This is a genomic window from Gordonia sp. 11cp, from assembly GCF_057767225.1.
The window spans coordinates 3,815,687-3,833,597 of record NZ_CM173437.1 but is presented as its reverse complement, the minus strand read 5'-3'; the positions used below and the strand labels follow the sequence as shown (position 1 = coordinate 3,833,597).

Sequence of the window (17,911 nt, the reverse complement as noted above, 5' to 3'; positions counted from 1 at the left end):
CCGAGAGTGTTGCGTGAAAGGGGTTCTCATCATCCACGAATGTATGGCGCCTTCACAATGGTTCCATCGGATCTGGCACCTTGCAGATTCCCATTCCCAACGGACCGCAAGACGTCTGCGATAAGCAGTCGGTCATAGTCGTCGGCAGCCTGCTCCGTCAGGCTTAAACGCTGAGTTTCATCTTCGAATTTTCGGCGCCCTGCCCTCAGCGGCGCTCTTAGATCAAATGCGCGCTCACTCACTTGCGACAAAACTGACGACAACTCGGCAGTAATACCGATCTCGATGCTCGTTCCGGGTAGAGCGTAAAATTGAGTGCCGCTATCATCCTGGCCGGTTGAAGGTGCGGCCGAAAGTTGAAGTAAGGGTGCGTAGTACTCCGCTATCCACATAACCGGATCGATTTGCAGTCTTTCTGCGTCTAAACGTGGCTCGGGATCCACAACGCGGAGTTCAATGGCGGTCGACGCCCTGCGAGTCGCAGTCCCGACCCGGAAAGAAGGATTTATTCCATTGATTGTTGCAACCATCGACTTCTGGTCGCGCATCTTATCCAACAGCCGCTTCGTGACTCGTGATCGCCCCTTGGCTTCAACTACCGACCAGTTCCCAGCCAGATCCGAACCGTACAAATCGGGCCGACCGGACCCCAGATACTTAATAGAATCCTTCGCGTGGTAGCGGCTAATGTGCATGAGCCAGGGCACACTAAGAACTCGGTCAGCATAGATTTTGGACATGGCCATGCCAAGGTAGTACGAGACTATCGCCTTCTCAGATGGGTCGATTGTGGCGAACAAAGGCGTCATCACTAACCGTCGCATCGGATTGATCTCGCAGTATGCATAGATACACGCGGCGCGGTGGATCGCCTCGGCGGCTGAATACTGACCGTGAGAAAAGACGTCTGTTTTCCACTTCCCAACGGTGATTACAGCCCAAATAAGTTCGTTCCACGTAACAGTCAGATCGAGTTCATCGTTGTACTTCGCATCTGGAAATCCGGTAGGCTCAATTCGGACCTTGAACTCGGACGTCATAATACCTCCACTCACTCTTGCGACACGATCGTCCTCGCGGCTAGTCCTCGTAGATCTTGGGCGCCGGCACGAGGGGCGGTTCGCCTTGCCGCGCGCGCCTCCATAGGCGACCACGCAGCAGAATACCTTCGTCATCATCCGATCCAGCTGGCACGACTCGGACCGACACGTATTCGTCAGACCTTGGAATCGCGACTCCGAATCTGCTCGCCAGATCACGATGGTAGGCGCCGCTGAGAATTAGATATCCTTCTGGCGCGAGCGCGGATCGGGCGCCACCGTTGTACCGAACCCTTTTCTGCGCACCGAGCTGGCGGCTAACCGTCGCTACCGCGTTGCGATGCACGATCATGCCTTCGGCAGCGCGGAATAGCCTGTTAGTCCGCTGGGTACCATACCGTCGATCAAAAATGTGGTCGACAACGTCGCGAGGCAACTGTAAAAGGACGTTTGGTCGAAGCTCCGCGTCCCTCCAGAGCCAGGTAATGCGCCTTCTGCCAACCTCGTTCAGCTGGCTCTTCTTGTCCCGGTTGTAGCCCACGCGGCGGGCGTCCGAGCGACGCCGAATCCGCCCGCGGCGAGCGATCCCCCGCCCAGGGCGGCCAGCCCGGGCCGAGGTGGCGGCAGCGCCCGTCAGACCCATGGTGCCTCCAATGACGCCGCCGATCGCCGGCGCCGCCCATCCCGCGGTGAGCACACCGATACCGGCACCGACGGCGGTCGCCGCAGCAACACGACCCCATTTGATCGACTTCCGGCGGAGCGCTTTCATTATGCGCTCGAACTCGTCAATGGCCGTCTGCAAGTCGCCGTCACGCAGCCCGCCTAGCTCAGCGGCCGCAAGCTCAAGACTGGCTTGGCGCGCCTTCTTGTCCCACCGGGTCCCGTCGTCCCACGGACTGAAGGTCAGGAGCTCGACGACAATGACCAACGATGCCGAGCGCTCGATCACCCGACCTGCAAGCGTCGACGCCGAGTTCGTGAAGGTCTCGACCTTCTCTTCGATGAAGCGGTCCTGGAACCCGTCGGACTCCCACGGCCCCCAATTGGGCTCTGGGTCGGTCGGCAGCGCTTCCACGAGGACGTCTTGCACGAAGCGACGTAACGTCGCCTCCCTGCGAAGCTTTTTGTCACGGTTGCTCTCCGCGTTCGAGTCGGACAGCAACATTCGTGCCTGCAGCGCTCGTAGGGCGAGAACCTGACCCGGCGTCAACCGGAGTTCCTCGACCACCCTGCCTGCGGTCACCTCGGTCATTAACATCCCCCGTTTGCCATCTGTCAGTAGCGCGAACTGTACCGACCGGCACCGCCACGCGGAGCGGTAAGGAGAACACACCCAGGCCCCAAACCGCGCAGATGACCTGTCAGGGCACCCGGTATCGCGAAAAGTGCTGTACACCCCCTTAGTCATTCATCACCCAAAGCGTGTCTGCCCGACGCGCTAGTTCAACGCCAATGCAGCAGGAAAGGGTGGCGCGGAATGCACGGCACCACCAGACGAACAGAGCCTGTCAACCGACGGCGCAGCAAAGCGAACTAGCGTTGCCGCCGGACACCGATAATAGCGGCGATCGCAAGAGCGGCGAACAGCGTTATCGAAAGTGCTATGTGGTCCGAAGGTAGCCAGATCGGAGTCTGTCCTGGCGAGTAGCCGGGATTCCCTTCCGGATTATCCAACCGTGACAGAAGCCATCTTGCGCTCCCCCGCCCTCCGATGAACTGATACCAGAGAGATCCCAAGAGAACCACAAACGACACAACTGAGATCGTCAAACCAATCAATCGATTGAATGTTGCGCCGATTATAAGTCCGAGCCAGATCGAAAGTAGTGGCACCACGAGATTGAGGCATATGAGGAGGAGTTCCTCAACTCTGTACGACAATTACCCAGCCCTTTCTCATCGAACAGTTCTCGATTTACGAATTATCAAGCACGGACAGTTCACTACGACAGATAGCGCACGTCTATCATCTTGCAATAAAAGACAATTAGAGTTAACGTTAAGAAATAGATATTTTAAGCAGGAACACAATGCATGTCGGAACACCTATCATCAGCAACATACACTAACTCCAATTTTGAAGAAGACCGCAACCGTCTTTTAAGTGAATACGAACGGGCATCCCAAGACATCATCGACAGAGGCATCAATGAGCCGCGCTCAGATAGTAGACCCCAGTTCGGGCGCGAGCCTAAGCCAGCCGATTCGCAGAAAACCAAAGAGCCGCTGACCGCGATGGAGTGGTCGCAGGACGACGTCTTCCATCCAGACTCGGCCGCGAAATCTTCAGATATTTTTCTACGCAACAACAACGCTTCAGGAAACGGGTTTCACAAGTAGTCGGCCGCCTCGGACGCGATCGACACTTTAGAACTACGAATAAGTCCCAATCATTGGTCACGAATTTTGCGGGTTGCTTCACGCCGCAGATTCTCATTTTCGGACAACCGAGCCTGGTGGTCCGCGCGGTCAGTCCTGATCCGAGTTGCGGCGCTCGATCGGCTAGTTCGTACCGACTTCTGCAGACGCTGTCTGTCAGCGTGCGTCAGATTCATCCCAACAAAAAGAGAATAGGTAAACGACAGAATTTTGAACATCGCTAGTGCCCCACCTGCGATCAAGAAGCCAAGAACGGCCCCGATTATCGCACAGACAAATGCGGGCTGCCATAGATCGTCGTCCTGCGCGCCGGTTGCTTCTTGCGCGAAGAAGATGCCCCAGATAAACGATATGGGTATTCCGACGATAAACCCGACTATCAACCCACAGAAGGCTCCGACAGCGGACAACATGAGCGCGCCGATCGTTACCGACGTCTCCTTGGTGACTTTCCCTACAATAGGGTGAAGTGGACTCATTATTCAGTAGCCGTTTCTGTGAGTCGGAAGATGGCAGTTGCCCTAACGACCGATGCCGCGTCGATAGCTGTCGGTCAAGGCCGAAACTATCCCGCCAATCAATTCCGCCTTAAATGGGTCATCTCCCGCCGTTCGCCGCGCTTCGTCGACCACATCGGAGATATGGCGCATTACTTCTTCAGCCTCCTGTTTGCGATTTTGATAGCGCAATCTATGCACGAGCGAAGTAAGCGACTCGCGGTAAGCCTTGATCGCCATGGTGTTCTCAAGCTCGCGGACGCGCCTATCCTCCGCCGACTCCCACAGCGGACGAGGGCGGAGCTGCGGCTCGGAGGGGAAAACTAGCGGGTCCGATTCGGGCCAGCTTTCTGGAAGATTGCTCAATTTTAGTGCACTCCTATCAGCACCAGCAGAACGCAAGAGAAGCGCGTCCGTTCAGTTGCGGAACTTGCATCGCGGACAGATCACCGTGACCCTGTTCCATGAACTTTTTGCCCAGAAAGTTCGGCCACACCCGCCGCACTTATGCGCTTCAGTATAAGAACCCGTACGTGACGAAGATGCCGTTTCTGCCATGAATTCCCCCATGCGGACGGTCCAGCGTTGACCCTAAACCTGTCCAACTATAGTCGGTTTGGATGTCACGCGCAGGTCGAAATTGTTTAGTTAGTTTCGCTAAACTTCCAAAGAACCGTCAAGACTCAGGTTGCCACGGCACACAGTCGCCGGTCGGCCTTAAGCTTCTTGTCTGGCCGGCCGGGCGCTCGCCGGTCCGGCATCCGATACGTCGCTCGGGCACACAAACGATTGTCAGGCACAGATCACGACGAGCGACTTCCGGTGGCGAAGCGCAGACTAGTCGGAGGCCACTAGTCTCCCACGGCGCCGAAGTCATAGTTGTGGGCTACCCACGCCCTCAGCTCCGAAAACCCCACCCGGATAAGATAAACCAACAGCGTCGGCGTCTCCAAAGACAGCCGATGGTTCATCCGCGCCCCCGCGGTTGCGAGAATCGATGCGATCGCTACCTGCATTGGCAACGGTGCGAATATGATGAGATACATCGGTGTGTAGCCCGAGGAACTGGGCACATTTGGGTTCGCCTCGCACGCGAGCAGAAGTTCAACGACCTCCGAGAAGCCCTCCCGCACAGCAAGGTGCAACGCAGTCAGACCGTCTTCATCCCGGTCATCGATACCGTGACGCTGGAGGCTGAGGGTCTGTCGTACCGCGTTGGTGTCGCCAGACTCCGCAGCCCGGTGAAGCGGCCACCGTTCCTCCATCTTCAGTGCCTTGCGAACAGCTCTTTGTAGTGCAGATTCACCATGAGGTCCGAAAGGTACCGGGGCGACTTGCCGGCGTTGTTCTTGGAATCGGGGTCCGCACCCCGCTCTAGCAGGAGGGCTACCGTCGCCACAGCATCGCCCGTCGTGGCGAACATGGCCATGCCAAGCGGCGTATTACCGTGCGAGTCACGAATGTCGAGTTCGGCACCGGCGTCAAGGAGCGCCGCCACAGACCTAGAACGTCCCCCTCGCGCGGCCAGTTGGAGGGCGGTGTACCCGGTCTCATCCTTCCGGTTGGGATCAGCGCCCTGTTCCAGGAGCTGCCGAACCCGTTCGGCGTCACCCTCAAGTGCGGCTTCATGAAGGTCTCCGGCTCCGGAGCTGGTGGTCATGGGATCACTCCTCGTGGGGTTGCTCAAAGCGACGACTGCGATTGGATGCTGGAGTTTCAATTTGGTAGTGGTCGGGGTTGTTCTCGTACTCGATGAGTTGCTCTCGGGTCCAACCCTCTTCTCGCGCCCGACGCTGCGTCACCCACCATTCGTACCCAGGCCGGTGGCCGTAGTCGAACGGACCCCTTTCGGGATGACCTCAAAGGTGTTTGGGTCGATGAAGTTGCCGTCGGCGGTGACCAGTCCCTGGCTCCGCATGCGTTCTCTGATCGCCTCTTTCGTGGACTCGCGCAGTGTCACTCTCCGCTTCGCGGGATCGTGCTCGTCGATCGGATAGTCCGACATGTCGCGGCGCGCCGGGACGAGCGAGGCACCGAGAAGACCTTCGATGCCTTTTGCACTGTCGAAGATGTCGTCAGCATCCCCGACAGCAATATCTGCTGCGCGTCCCTCGAGTCGCGTCAAGATTTGACTGGCTCGGGCGGCCGCAATCCGAAGTGCCATCCGTCCACCGAGACCAAACCCCGACAAGGCCGGGAAATCGTCGAGAGCGTCAGCAGCCTCCACAACTGGCTTCACCGAAAGGTCGAGCTCCATCTTGGCCGTCTTGACCGCTGTCCCGAAGAAGCCAAGGGCGGCCGAGAGCCGTAACGTCTCAGACGCGAGGTTCTCGGCAACGTCTGCCAGTAGATCGCCCTGCGCTCGAATTGACCCTTGTTCGGGAATGTTCGTCGACGTCGCGAGCTCAAGTCCTCGGGCGAACGAGCAACCGTTGTTCATGATCGCGCCCGACCCGTTCAGCCATGCCTGGCGAAGCTCGCCGAGAAGTTCCTCGTTCGCCTGCGGATAGAGCTTTCCGCCGATAAGCCCTTGAATTTTCGACCACCAACCGGGGTTCGAGACCGCTCCGCCCTCGATCGATGGCACCCGCGAAACGAAGTAGATCGGCGCCGACCAGCTAGGGACGGCCCGATCATCCTGGACCTCAGCACGGTCGTAGGCGTCATTCGCAGCCGCGTAGTTGAACGCCGTCTGCATCAGTAGGTCGTGCATGGTGCCGCTCGCGTTCACAACGCCACAGGTAACCTCTAGACACGTCTGGGCAGCAGGGTCGTACCGAAAACTGAACACCATTCCGGGGGTGTCAGATCCCGCAGCATTGATCCCGAATACAAGATTGCTCTTGAGTGCGTCGACGCCGCCGATCAGATCTTCTTGTCCGTAGCCGTAGAACGCCACCGCTTCTTGCAACGCCTCGAATCGGAACTCAATCGGCACCGCGGACCGCGGCGTCACAGGTTCCACATCCGAGCATTGGCGTCGACCGCGGACGCATAGTTGTCGTGCGCACGCCGGCACGAAACCGACAAGGTTTGAAGCCCGTCTCGCAGGCTCTCAACCTGACTCACAAAGGCCAAACGAAAGACGCCGTCATTTCTGACGGCGCCAAACTACTGATTGACGACCTCCTACTGGCTGTCAACGCACGCGCTGATTGCAGTAAGGGATCTATGGTGCGCGAGGGGGGACTTGAACCCCCACGTCCTTAGACACTGGAACCTAAATCCAGCGCGTCTGCCAATTCCGCCACTCGCGCGTGGGCGTGACGCCGGCCGAGGCGGCGAGTCACGCAGTGTAACGGCGACCACCCTACCGGCCGCGTTCTGATCACCGCAGGCCAGGTACCGTCGTAGGCATGTCCCCCACCCGTCGCCGCACCCACCGGCCCGCGCTCACGGTCCTGGCCGTCTCGGCCGCCGTGGTGTGTCTGGCGCTCGCGTGGTGGCAATGGTCACGGTACGAGTCCGCCTCCGGTTCCGGTCTCAATCTCGGCTATGCCCTTCAGTGGCCGGCGTTCGCGGCAGCCGTGATCTACGCCTACCGACGTTTTGTCATCCTGGAAAGCGATCCCGACGAAGCTCGCAAGGTCGGTTCCGGTGATTCGATCGCAGAGATTCCCGAGGGGATTCTCCCCGAGCGCCCGACGACGCCCAGCGCGTCCTCGCTAACGTCGTCGGACCCCGCGAACGACACTGCTCTCGTCGAGTACAACCGCTATCTGGCCGAACTCCGCGCCGCCGACGAACACTCGGCGGACGCCCGACCCGCTCCCTCATCGAAAGGCCCGCTGTGACCGAGACCGAATCCACCACCCCCGCCCTCGCCGCCCCGGTGGAGAAGGTCCGCGGTGCGTTGTTGCGGTATCGCGTCCTGGCCTGGATCACCGGCGTGTGGCTGTTGCTGCTCGTCGTCGAACTCGTCCTGACGTACGGCTTCGACAACCACGCACTGGACTTCGTGCCGTTCGTGCACGGCTGGGTGTATTTCGTCTACCTCATCATGGCGATCGACCTGGCGATCAAGGTCCGCTGGAGTGCGGGCAAGACCATCATCACGGCGATCGCCGGCACGATTCCCTTCTTGTCGTTCTGGTTCGAGCACAAGCGCACCCAGGAAGTGAAGGCGCAGTTCAACCTCTGATCTCCTCGTGCTGGACGTCCGTTCACCCGGGTCCGGCTGACTGGACCCCGTGCGGATCGTCCAGCTCGCGAACTTCTACGGCGGACGCTCCGGCGGCCTGCGCACCGCGGTGGACCGCTGGGGTGCCGGCTACGTCGAAGCAGGTCACGACGTCGTCCTGATCGTTCCGGGGGCCGACTCCGGCGAAGAGGTACTGGCCTCGGGCGTCACCCGGATCACCGTTGCCGCACCACGCATCCCGGCGTCGGGCGGTTACCGCCTGGCCTCGGCCCGACGCGTCGCCGACGTACTCCGCCATCTTCGTCCCGACGCCCTCGAAGTGTCCGACCGCCTGACGCTCCGCGGCTTCGGCCGATGGGCGCGCACTCGGGACGTCCATTCGACGATGGTCTCCCACGAGCGTCTCGACCGGCTGCTCGGCCAGATCATGCCCGGCCCGACGGCACGCGCGCTCGCCGACCGCGCCAACGCGGCCACCGCCCGGGACTACGACACCGTCGTCTGCACCACCGACTTCGCCGCCGCCGAGTTCGATCGCGTCGCGGCGACCAACGTCGTACGCGCCCCACTGGGTGTCGACCTCGACATCTTCGACCCGCGACACCTCGACCCGGATCTGGGCGCGCGGTGGTCCGACGGCACCCGAGCTCTCATCGCCCACTGTGGACGCCTGTCGGTGGAGAAACGTGCCGACCGCAGCATCGCCGCGCTGAACAGACTCCACCGGTCAGGGACGCCCGCACACCTGGTGATCGCGGGCGACGGGCCGATGCGAGCGCCGCTGCAGCATCTGGCGCGTGGACTCCCGGTGACATTTCTGGGTCACCTCTCGGACCGGAAGCAGGTCGCCGCACTCCTTGCCAGTGCCGACCTCTCCCTCTCCCCCGGACCGCACGAGACGTTCTGCCTGTCCGCACTGGAGTCGCTGGCCGCCGGTACACCGGTCATCGGTTCGCGATCGTCGGCCGTCGCGAGCCTCGTCGACGACACGTGCGGGGCGGCTGCCGAGGACTCCGGGTCGGGCTTCGCGAGTGCGATCCGACAGGTGCTCAGTCTGCCTCGCGTCGATCGCGAACGCGCGGCCCGGCACCGGGCCACCCAGTACCGCTGGCCCGACTCGGTCGCGCGGATGCTGGGTGTGCACGCGGGGAGCTGAACGCCCTCTGCCGCAACCGTGCACAGCGGATGAAATTCGACGCACGGTCGACGAATTACGACGCACAGTCGACGGAGCGGGTGCGTCCACCATCTCCTCCGCGTCAAACCCGCTCTTGAAACTATACCGTCTGGACGGTATAGTAAAGACGAGGTCAGACGAGACCCCACCAGAAGGAGGCCGAGATGGCACGCACGTCCGGGCGCACCGCCGCCGAAACGCGACGGCTGATCCTCGACGCCGCCGCTCGTCTCATCGCGCGGCACGGTACCGCCGTGTCCGTCTCCGAGATCGCCGCCGCGGCGGGGGTGTCCAAAGGTGGACTGCTGTATCACTTCCCCGCCAAGGAGGGCCTTCTCGAAGAACTCGCGGCCGACCTGATGGCTCAGTTCAGGTCCGACGTCGACCGGGTCGCCGGCCAGGAGGACGACGCACCGGGACGGCTCACCAGGGCCTACATCCGGGTGAGCTTCGCCGACGCCAGGGACTCGGCCGGACTTCGTGATCAGATCGCCCTGGCGGCGAGCCTGATGTACGAACCAGGTCCCGCCGAGCTCGCTCAGCGAGACGCCGACCACTGGCGGGCCGCCTTGTCCGACGACGGCCTCGACCCCGCCATCACGAGACTGATCATCGCGGCCGCCGACGGATCGAACACCGCCCCTCTCTGGGGCGCGGTCCTCGACGACACCGACCGCGCCGCGCTCGAAGCAGACCTCCTCGCCCTCACCTACGGCGCGGGGACGTTGTCACCCAACTCATCAGCCACACTCCACGACACACCCGCAAAGAAGGGATCATGACCGACATCACCTATCGCCCATACCGTTCCACCGACGCCGACGACGTCAAGAAGATCATCGACGAGGCGTTCTACATCCACCGCTACGTCCACGGTCGGCGCGTTCTCGACAGCGCGCTCGAGGTCTATCTCCGCGAGCAGTTGGTGGCGAGCACCTGGAGTCGCGTCGCGGAGAAGGACGGCCACGTGGTCGGGATCATTCTCGGGCGAGTCGACGGCGAGCCGCACCTCGGCGAGCGGACGAAGAACCGCGCGCTTCTCTGGGCGCACACCGCGCGAGCCGCGTTACTCGGTCTGCCCCAACGGAAGGCCCTACGCGCCCTCTTCGCCTTCGAAGCCGTGGCGCACCGGCTGGGTACGCAGACCGGCGAGTCGCTCGACGACGAACTGACCCTGTTCGCCGTCGCCTCCTCGACGCGCGGGCACGGCGTCGGAGCGACGCTCTACCGTGCGTTCCTGGACCATCTGCGAGACCGCGGTCGGTCGGACTTCCACCTGTACACCGACTCGCTGTGCACGTTCGGATTCTATGAGCGGCAGGGGATGTCGCGGGCCGCAGCCGACGACATGGACATCCTGCTCGACGGCGAGCCACACACCTTGGGGGTCTACCTCTACACGGGCACCGCGAGCTGACCGCGGACCGGGGCCGACCCGAACGGAGTCACCCCGCGAGTGCTCGCAGCGCGGGCACCAACTGCGCCAGCGCTTTTCCGCGGTGACTGAGACCGTCCTTCTCCCCCGGCGACAACTCCGCCGCCGACCGGCCGTCGGCGATCTCGTCGTCGGGGGCGAACAGCGGGTCGTACCCGAAGCCGTGCGGCCCGCGTTCCTCCCGCAGGACTCGACCGCGCCACTCGCCGCGCACCACCGTCTCGGTCCCGTCGGGCAACACCAGTGCGCAGGCCGACACGAACGCCGCGCCACGGCGTTCGTCCGGGGTGTCCGACAATTGGGCGAGCAGGAGCGCGTTGTTCGCGGCGTCATCGCCGTGCCGGCCGGACCAGCGCGCCGACAGCACCCCGGGCATGCCGTTCAGGGCATCGACCGCGATGCCGGAATCGTCAGCGAGACAAGGAATTCCGATGGCCTTCGCGCCGGCGCGGGCCTTGATCAGCGCATTGTCCTCGAAGGTGGCGCCCGTTTCGGGTACCTCCGGGTAGTCGGGTACGGCGTCGAGACCGACGACCTCGACTCCCGTGATGCCCGCGGCATCGACGACGCGCTGGAGTTCGGCGAGCTTCTTGGCGTTGCGGCTCGCGAGCAGGACCGAGGACATCACGCCCGCCCGGGGAGCTCGCCCGGGTACGGTTCGGCCAGTACCGCGCGCTGCGCCTCGAACAACTTCTCGGTGCCGATGGCGGCCACGTCGAGCAGCGCGTCGAGCGTCGAGCGCGGGAACGTCGCCCCCTCGCCGGTGCCCTGCACCTCGACGAGGGTGCCGGCGTCGGTGGCCACGACGTTCATGTCGACCTCGGCCCGCGAGTCCTCTTCGTAGGGAAGGTCGAGCCGGACGCGGCCGTCGACGACACCGACGCTCACCGCGGCGATCGCGCACGAAAGAGGTTGCGGATCAGACAGTTTGCCCGCCGCACGAAGATAGGTGACCGCATCTGCCAGCGCGACGTAGGCGCCGGTGATGGCCGCGGTTCGGGTACCGCCGTCGGCCTGCAGGACATCGCAGTCGACGGCGATGGTGTTCTCGCCCAACGAGCCGAGGTCGATACACGCGCGCAGCGATCGACCGACCAGTCGGCTGATCTCGTGCGTACGCCCGCCGACCCGACCCTTGACCGACTCACGCGACGACCGGTCGTGCGTGGCGGCGGGGAGCATCGCGTACTCCGCGGTCAGCCACCCGAGCCCGGAACCACGACGCCACGGCGGCACCCCGTCGGTGACGCTCGCGGTGCACATCACGCGGGTCTTGCCGAACTCCACCAGGACCGAACCCGCCGGGTGGCTGGTGAAACCGCGGGTGAACGTGATGGGACGGAGTTCGTCGTCGGCTCTGCCGTCAGCTCGTGTGGTCACGGGTCTCACTGTAACGACCGAGGCGAACCCGTCTCCTAGGTGAGGTCGAAGACCTGTCCCTGGCTGACGAGCTCGGTCGGTCCGGAGAACGTACTGCGGGCCTCGGCGAGGATCTCCGCCGAATCCGACCACGGCGCCACGTGTGTGAGCGCGAGCGCACGGACGTTGGCCTTGGTCGCGGCCTCCCCCGCCTCGATCCCCGACATGTGCAGGTCCGGCGGGCGTTCGGAGGGTGCGTGCGTCCAGGACGCCTCGCACAGGAACAGGTCCGCGTCGGCCGCGAGATCGATCAGTTCGTCACACGGTGCGGTGTCCCCGCTGTAGGCGACGACCTGCCCCTCGGGACCGGTGATCCGCAATCCAAAGGTGTCGGGCGGGTGGTTGACGTTCATCGCCCGGATCCGCATCCCGCCCAGCGTGACCTCCTGGTCGTCGCTCCACTCGTGGACGTCGAAGGTGTCGGTGATGTCGTCGAGCTGTCCGGGGAACTCCGACGACCCGTAGCCGATCCGCATGGCGGTGCCGTGCGGGCCGTACAGCGGTGCGCGCTGCCTGGCCGGCTCCGGGGCGTATCGGCGCCAGACGAGCATCGCGGGCAGGTCGAGACAGTGATCGGCGTGGAGGTGACTGAGGACGACGGCGACGTCGTTGGGATCGGTGACCCGCTGCAGTTCGCCGAACACACCCGGGCCGCAGTCCACCAGGACCGGTTGTTCACCGGGGACGGAGAGCAGATAGCCCGAGCACGCTGCTCCCGGCCCGCCCACACTGCCCGAACACCCGAGGACCGTGAGACGCATAGGCCCCACTGTGCCACGATTTCGCACCCGGGCGTCGGCATACGGGTCACAAGTGCGCGGCGAAGCGCCGGCGTCTCCTCACACGTGCTGCACGGCTCCGATGACCGGACCGAGGAATCGGTTCGAGAGCTTCGCGAAGAGGTCCGGATCCCCTGTCGCCTGGAAGACGCGGGTGGCGTCGCGGCCTGTGTGCGGATGCAGCAGGTCGGCCTCGGTGAGGACCCGGAAGAGGTCCTTCGCGGTTTCCTCGGCGCTCGACACCAAGGTCACCTCGTCGCCCATCGCGAGCTGGATCACCCCCGACAGCAACGGGTAATGCGTGCAGCCGAGGACCACGGTGTCCACCCCGGCCTGCTGCAGCGGCTCGAGGTAGCCCTGCGCGAGCCCGAGGATCTGCCGGCCGCTGGTGATCCCGCGTTCGACGAAGTCGACGAATCGTGGACACGGCACCGCGGTGATCACCGCGTCACGTGCCGCGGCGAACGAATCCTGGTACGCCCGTGAGGAGATCGTGGCCTCCGTGCCGAGCACGCCGATCCGGCCCGTCTTCGTGGCGACCACCGCGCGGCGGACCGCGGGCAGCACGACCTCGATGACCGGGATGGGCGCGTAACGCTCGCGGGCATCGCGCAGGCAGGCCGCTGACGCGGTGTTGCAGGCGATGACGATGGCCTTCACGCCGCGTTCGGCGAGATCGTCGCCGATCGCGAGGGCGTGCCGGCGGATCTCCGGGATGGTCAGCGGTCCGTACGGCCCGTTGGCCGTGTCGCCGATGTAGACGATGTCCTCGTCCGGCAGTTGATCGATGATGGCGCGCGCCACCGTCAGTCCCCCGACGCCCGAATCGAAGATCCCGATGGGTGCGTCCTGGCCGCCCGCCGCGATTATGGCGCCACCCCCGGTGTGCCGGCCGCCGGTCTACGGCGGTCCCGCGCAGCCAGCGCCCACGCGGCGAACACACCGGCGATCGCACCGAACAGGTGTGCCTGCCAGGAGATCAGCGGATCCGACGGCAAGACCCCCCAGAGGATCGACCCGTACACCAGGAACAGGACGAGCCCGCCGAGGATCTGCCACAGATCGCGGTTGAACAGCCCCCGGACGATGAGGAAGGTGAGCCAGCCGAACACGATGCCCGACGCCCCGACAGTCACCGAGTACGGCGCCGCGAACAGCCAGACCCCGACTCCCGACACCGCCCAGATGATGCCGGTGACGATGAGGAATCGCCGCGTCATGAGCACGAGGAAACACAGCACCGCGCCGGGCATCAGGTTGGCGAAGAGGTGCTGCCAGTCGCCGTGCAGCATCGGCGCCCACAGGATGCCGTCCAGTCCGTCGACCTGCCGTGGCTGGATGCCGTTCTGGTCGAGGTCGTAGCGCGTCGCCGCGTCGATCGCCTCGATGACGAACAGCACCGCGACGATGCACACCGTGATGATCGCCGAACGCAACCACAGGGGGCGCGCTCGCCGCGTGGGCTGCTGCCCGACCGGCGGGGTGTACGAGCTCATGGCCTAGGAGTTCCTCGGTAGCGGGGTCATGCCCAGAGCTGACCTTCGAGAGCCTGCTCCGCGTCGTCGAGACTACCTTCGTAGGCCCCGGTCGACAGATACTTCCATCCGGCGTCGGGGACGACGAACCCGATGTCGGCGCGGGTACCGGCCTTCAGCGCCCGCCTGCCGATGCCGCGGGCCGCCTGCAGGATCGCGCCGGTGGAGATCCCCGCGAAGATGCCCTCGAGTTCGATCAGTTCCCGGACCCGTGCGACCGCGTCGACGCCCGTCACCGAGAAGCGCCGGGTCAGCACCGAGTCGTCGTAGAGCTCGGGGATGAATCCCTCGTCGATGTTGCGCAGGCCGTAGACCTCGTCGCCGTACCGGGGTTCGGCGGCGACGATCTCGACGTCGGGGTTGCGTTCGCGCAGGAACCGTCCGACGCCCATCAGGGTCCCGGTCGTCCCGAGGCCGGCGACGAAGTGGGTGATCTCGGGCAGGTCCTCGTACAACTCCGGTCCGGTGCCCTCGTAGTGCGCCGCGACGTTGGCCGCATTGCCGTACTGATAGAGCATCACCCAGTCGGGGTTCTGCGCGGCGAGTTCCTTGGCCACCGCGACCGCGGTGTTCGAACCGCCCGCGGCGGGCGAGGAGATGACCTGAGCGCCGAACATGCGCAACAGCGAACGGCGTTCCTCCGAGGTGTTCTCGGGCATCACGCAGATCAGTTCGTAGCCCTTGAGTTTCGCCGCCATCGCGAGCGAGATGCCGGTGTTGCCGCTCGTCGGTTCCAGGATGGTCGAGCCCGCCCGCAGCAGGCCGTCGCGTTCGGCTTGCTCGATCATGCGCAGCGCGGGCCGGTCCTTGATGGACCCGGTGGGATTGCGGTCCTCGAGCTTGGCCCACAGCCGGACGTGTGGACCCTCGTCGGAGTCGTCCCAGCGCGGTGAGAGCCGCTGCAGACCGATGAGCGGTGTGTTGCCGACCGAGTCGATCAGGGAGTCGTAGCGTGCCACGCTCAGCCGCCGGCGACCGCGGGCAGGATGGTCACCTCGTCACCGTCGTCGATCGGGGTGTCGAGGCCGCCGGAGAAGCGCACGTCCTCGTCGTTGACGTAGATGTTGACGAAGCGGTGCAGTTTCGCGGTGCCGTTCTCGTCGGGCGCGACGAGACGTTCCTTCAGGCCGGCGTTGCCCGATTCGAGGTCGTCGATCAGCGCGGCCAGCGTCGAACCCGACCCCTCGACACGCTTCTCCCCGCCGGTGTGGGTACGCAGGATCGTCGGGATGGATACGGTGACAGACATTCTCAGCTCCTGATCTCGATCTCTTCTTCGGTGACCGCACCGTCGACGATGCGATAGCTACGGATCTCGGTGGCCTCCGGGTCGCGGGTGGACACCAGCACGTAGTGGGCGCCGGGCTCACCCGCATAGGAGATGTCGGTGCGGCTCGGATACGCCTCGGTGGCGGTGTGCGAGTGGTAGATGACCACGGGCTCCTCGTCGCGACGGTCCATCTCCCGCCAGACCGCGAGCTGTTCGGCCGAGTCGAAGCGGTAGAACGTGGGCGACCGCTCGGCGTTGACCATCGCGATGAAGCGCTGCGGATCGTCGGAACCCTCGGGGCCGGCGATCACCCCACAGGCTTCGTCGGGATGATCGGCGCGCGCATGCGCGACCATCGCGTCGACCAGCTTCTGCTCGATCTTGAGCATCGGTGTCCCGTTCTCCTGTTCAGCGATGTCCGCAAGGTCTCTCGCGGTTGTCCCCATTGTGGCCGATCTCCGGAACGCAACATCGGCGCCGCGACACCTATTCCGCCCCGCCTGGTCCGCCCCGACTGTTCTGCCCGACGCGAACGCGGTCAGCGGAACGCCGACGGCGCCGCCTGCGCGTAGGTGGGGATCGATGCGATCGAGTCCGCCGCGAGGACCGCGTCGACGATCGCCCGTTGGACGACGTCGGCCGCGACCCGGCACACCTCGGCGACGACCGCGACATCGGCGTGCATGCCCGCCGGCGCCGGAACAGGCGACGACGACCGGACAGCGCCGGTCGCGATGCCGAAGACGGTGTCGCCGTCCAGCGGCGAGTGCGCCGGCCGGATCGCCCGCCCGAGTCCGTCGTGTCCGGACATCGCCAGTCGCTTGGTCATCGGGGCGTCGAGGACGGCATCGGTCGCCACGACACCGATGGTCGTGTTGAGAACCGTGTGTTTCGCGGCGAGATCGGCGAGGCGGTCGAGGTCGGCGCCAGACGGCCTCTGCAACCCGAGTTCGGCGAGTGCGGCCTCGCCCAGGTCCCACGGCAGCCCGGTCTGCGGGTCGATGACCGCACCGACCGGGTTCGCGACCATCAGTGCGCCGACGGTGATCCCGGCCGCTGGCCCGCTGTCGATCGTCACCGACGCCGTCCCGACCCCGCCCTTGAGTGCGCCCGCCCGGGCGCCGACACCCGCGCCCACGCATCCGACGGCGAACTCGGTGTCCGCCGCCCAGACCGCCTCCGCCCCGAAGTCCGCGTCGGGCCTGCGATCCCACGCGCCGACCGGCAGGTCGAAGATCACCGCGGCGGGCACGATCGGCACCACGTGGCCCCGATCGTCGAGTGGTAGGCCGACCCCCTCGGCTTCGAGCGCCCGCATGACCCCGTCGGCGGCGGCCAGACCGTAGGCACTGCCTCCGCTCAGCACGATGGCGTGTGCGGTCTGCACGGTGTTCGACGGGTCGAGCAGGTCGGTCTCGCGCGTACCCGGACCGCCGCCGCGGACGTCCACCGCGGCGATCGCGCCGGGCGCCGACACCCGCACGACCGTGGTTCCGGTGGCCCAGCCGTGACCGTCGGGAGCCTCGGCCGAGCCGGCCACGCGCGCGTCGGCGTCGACACGATGCGCATGCCCCACCGAGATGCCGGCGATGTCGGTGATGCGGTTGCCGGCGCGGGCCGGTCGTCCGGATGTGCTCACATCAGCGCTTCCACGAGAAGGTCCTGCATCACCGTGAGCCAGTGGTAGACGTCGAGATGAGCTGCGTGCGGGTGATCCGGCGGCAGCTGGTCGGGGGTGTCCTCGGAGATCCCGAGCATCGCGCCGAGGGCCAGCCGCACGTCGTTGAGCGCGGTGAGCCAGGCCGAGGCCTGCTCCGGGGTGAGGACGAGGTCCCCGCCACCCGCCGGGAGGGTGTCGAGCAGGATCCGGGCCGCGCCGAGCTTGGCGTCGATGATCTGCGGCTCGTGCACGCTGCGCAGCGCCGAGTTCAGCTTTCCGTTGACGACCTCGGCGGAGAGCTGGTCGTCCTGGTCGGGGCGATGGAAATCCGGGAGAAGACGTCCCAGCGTGACGTCGTCGGGGGCCTCGTGGTGACCGACACGGATGCCGGTGAGCGTCGCGAGATCGTCGCGGGGTGCGGAATCGGCCCGTTCGGTCAGCAGTTCACACATCGAGGTGACCATCGATGCGAGCAGTTCTGCCTCGTGCGCGTCGAGCTGCGATGCGATCCGCAACGTCTCGCCGCGCCCCTTGCGTTTCCAGGTGCGCACGCGTTCAGTGTGCCCGGGTCGTGCG

General features: G+C 64.7%; 23 protein-coding genes and 1 tRNA gene. 6 read left to right on the top strand and 18 right to left on the bottom strand.

Features of this window, described 5'->3' with window-relative positions; translation table 11 throughout:
* Positions 1–29: 29 nt before the first annotated feature.
* Both AC3B6C_RS17170 and AC3B6C_RS17165 read right to left on the bottom strand, forming a co-directional pair.
* Positions 30–1,040: a hypothetical protein gene (locus AC3B6C_RS17170; RefSeq protein ID WP_488373578.1), complete on the bottom strand. Its 1,011-nt coding sequence runs from the start codon at positions 1,038–1,040 to the stop codon at positions 30–32.
* Between the two features lie 40 nt (positions 1,041–1,080).
* The gene (locus AC3B6C_RS17165) at positions 1,081–2,295 is read right to left on the bottom strand and encodes a NaeI family type II restriction endonuclease (RefSeq protein WP_488373577.1); all 1,215 of its coding nucleotides are present in this window, start codon (positions 2,293–2,295) and stop codon (positions 1,081–1,083) included.
* 782 nt (positions 2,296–3,077) lie between these two features.
* On the opposite strand from AC3B6C_RS17165, the gene AC3B6C_RS17160 reads away from it, so the two are divergent.
* Positions 3,078–3,383 (top strand): hypothetical protein, encoded by a 306-nt coding sequence (locus AC3B6C_RS17160; protein WP_488373576.1) that lies wholly within the window; start codon positions 3,078–3,080, stop codon positions 3,381–3,383.
* Positions 3,384–3,943: 560 nt separating this feature from the next.
* On the opposite strand, the gene AC3B6C_RS17155 is transcribed toward AC3B6C_RS17160, so the two are convergent.
* The 6 genes from AC3B6C_RS17155 to AC3B6C_RS17130 form a co-directional block, all read right to left on the bottom strand.
* Complete coding sequence (locus tag AC3B6C_RS17155; protein ID WP_488373575.1) at positions 3,944–4,159, bottom strand: hypothetical protein; 216 nt, start codon at positions 4,157–4,159, stop codon at positions 3,944–3,946.
* 611 nt (positions 4,160–4,770) lie between these two features.
* Entirely contained in the window at positions 4,771–5,184 is a 414-nt protein-coding gene (locus AC3B6C_RS17150) for an ankyrin repeat domain-containing protein (RefSeq protein WP_488373574.1), read from the bottom strand.
* Positions 5,185–5,186: 2 nt separating this feature from the next.
* The gene (locus tag AC3B6C_RS17145) at positions 5,187–5,579 is read right to left on the bottom strand and encodes an ankyrin repeat domain-containing protein (protein WP_488373572.1); all 393 of its coding nucleotides are present in this window, start codon (positions 5,577–5,579) and stop codon (positions 5,187–5,189) included.
* 4 nt (positions 5,580–5,583) lie between these two features.
* Positions 5,584–5,721 (bottom strand): GH-E family nuclease, encoded by a 138-nt coding sequence (locus tag AC3B6C_RS17140; RefSeq protein ID WP_488373571.1) that lies wholly within the window; start codon positions 5,719–5,721, stop codon positions 5,584–5,586.
* Complete coding sequence (locus tag AC3B6C_RS17135) at positions 5,718–6,875, bottom strand: hypothetical protein (protein ID WP_488373570.1); 1,158 nt, start codon at positions 6,873–6,875, stop codon at positions 5,718–5,720. Before AC3B6C_RS17135 ends, AC3B6C_RS17140 begins: the two co-directional genes overlap by 4 nt.
* Positions 6,876–7,091: 216 nt before the next feature.
* Positions 7,092–7,176: transfer RNA gene (locus tag AC3B6C_RS17130), tRNA-Leu, on the bottom strand.
* Positions 7,177–7,275: 99 nt separating this feature from the next.
* Between AC3B6C_RS17130 and AC3B6C_RS17125 the strand changes: the two genes are divergently transcribed.
* From AC3B6C_RS17125 to AC3B6C_RS17105, 5 genes are all read left to right on the top strand, one after another.
* Complete coding sequence (locus tag AC3B6C_RS17125) at positions 7,276–7,713, top strand: transcriptional regulator (protein WP_488373567.1); 438 nt, start codon at positions 7,276–7,278, stop codon at positions 7,711–7,713.
* Positions 7,710–8,060 (top strand): DUF3817 domain-containing protein, encoded by a 351-nt coding sequence (locus AC3B6C_RS17120; RefSeq protein WP_010841693.1) that lies wholly within the window; start codon positions 7,710–7,712, stop codon positions 8,058–8,060. The genes AC3B6C_RS17125 and AC3B6C_RS17120 overlap by 4 nt, the downstream gene beginning before the upstream one ends.
* A gap of 49 nt (positions 8,061–8,109) precedes the next feature.
* The gene (locus AC3B6C_RS17115) at positions 8,110–9,216 is read left to right on the top strand and encodes a glycosyltransferase (protein WP_488357739.1); all 1,107 of its coding nucleotides are present in this window, start codon (positions 8,110–8,112) and stop codon (positions 9,214–9,216) included.
* A gap of 185 nt (positions 9,217–9,401) precedes the next feature.
* Positions 9,402–10,019, top strand: coding sequence for a TetR/AcrR family transcriptional regulator (locus tag AC3B6C_RS17110; RefSeq protein WP_488373565.1), 618 nt, complete (start codon positions 9,402–9,404; stop codon positions 10,017–10,019).
* Positions 10,016–10,654, top strand: coding sequence for a GNAT family N-acetyltransferase (locus tag AC3B6C_RS17105; protein ID WP_488373563.1), 639 nt, complete (start codon positions 10,016–10,018; stop codon positions 10,652–10,654). The genes AC3B6C_RS17110 and AC3B6C_RS17105 overlap by 4 nt, the downstream gene beginning before the upstream one ends.
* A 28-nt stretch (positions 10,655–10,682) precedes the next feature.
* Here the strand turns inward: AC3B6C_RS17105 and rdgB are convergent, their stop codons facing one another.
* From rdgB to aosR, 10 genes are all read right to left on the bottom strand, one after another.
* Entirely contained in the window at positions 10,683–11,297 is a 615-nt protein-coding gene (gene rdgB / locus AC3B6C_RS17100) for an RdgB/HAM1 family non-canonical purine NTP pyrophosphatase (RefSeq protein ID WP_488373562.1), read from the bottom strand.
* Entirely contained in the window at positions 11,297–12,052 is a 756-nt protein-coding gene (gene rph, locus AC3B6C_RS17095; RefSeq protein WP_488373559.1) for a ribonuclease PH, read from the bottom strand. The genes rdgB and rph overlap by 1 nt, the downstream gene beginning before the upstream one ends.
* Before the next feature lie 35 nt (positions 12,053–12,087).
* Positions 12,088–12,852, bottom strand: a complete 765-nt coding sequence (locus AC3B6C_RS17090; protein ID WP_010841699.1) for a cyclic nucleotide-degrading phosphodiesterase — start codon at positions 12,850–12,852, stop codon at positions 12,088–12,090.
* Between the two features lie 78 nt (positions 12,853–12,930).
* Positions 12,931–13,737, bottom strand: coding sequence for a glutamate racemase (gene murI, locus AC3B6C_RS17085; RefSeq protein ID WP_193363265.1), 807 nt, complete (start codon positions 13,735–13,737; stop codon positions 12,931–12,933).
* The gene (locus AC3B6C_RS17080; RefSeq protein ID WP_488357734.1) at positions 13,737–14,366 is read right to left on the bottom strand and encodes a rhomboid family intramembrane serine protease; all 630 of its coding nucleotides are present in this window, start codon (positions 14,364–14,366) and stop codon (positions 13,737–13,739) included. Before AC3B6C_RS17080 ends, murI begins: the two co-directional genes overlap by 1 nt.
* A 26-nt stretch (positions 14,367–14,392) precedes the next feature.
* Entirely contained in the window at positions 14,393–15,364 is a 972-nt protein-coding gene (locus AC3B6C_RS17075; RefSeq protein ID WP_010841702.1) for a PLP-dependent cysteine synthase family protein, read from the bottom strand.
* Positions 15,365–15,366: 2 nt separating this feature from the next.
* Positions 15,367–15,654, bottom strand: coding sequence for a MoaD/ThiS family protein (locus tag AC3B6C_RS17070; RefSeq protein WP_014926374.1), 288 nt, complete (start codon positions 15,652–15,654; stop codon positions 15,367–15,369).
* Between the two features lie 2 nt (positions 15,655–15,656).
* Complete coding sequence (locus tag AC3B6C_RS17065) at positions 15,657–16,064, bottom strand: M67 family metallopeptidase (protein ID WP_010841704.1); 408 nt, start codon at positions 16,062–16,064, stop codon at positions 15,657–15,659.
* A gap of 149 nt (positions 16,065–16,213) precedes the next feature.
* Positions 16,214–17,314 carry a P1 family peptidase gene (locus tag AC3B6C_RS17060; RefSeq protein WP_488373558.1) on the bottom strand — a complete coding sequence of 367 codons (1,101 nt, stop codon included), beginning with the start codon at positions 17,312–17,314 and terminating at the stop codon, positions 16,214–16,216.
* A complete protein-coding gene (gene aosR / locus AC3B6C_RS17055; protein WP_014926371.1) occupies positions 17,311–17,886 on the bottom strand; it encodes an oxidative stress transcriptional regulator AosR in 576 nt (191 codons plus the stop codon). The genes AC3B6C_RS17060 and aosR overlap by 4 nt, the downstream gene beginning before the upstream one ends.
* Positions 17,887–17,911 lie beyond the last annotated feature (25 nt).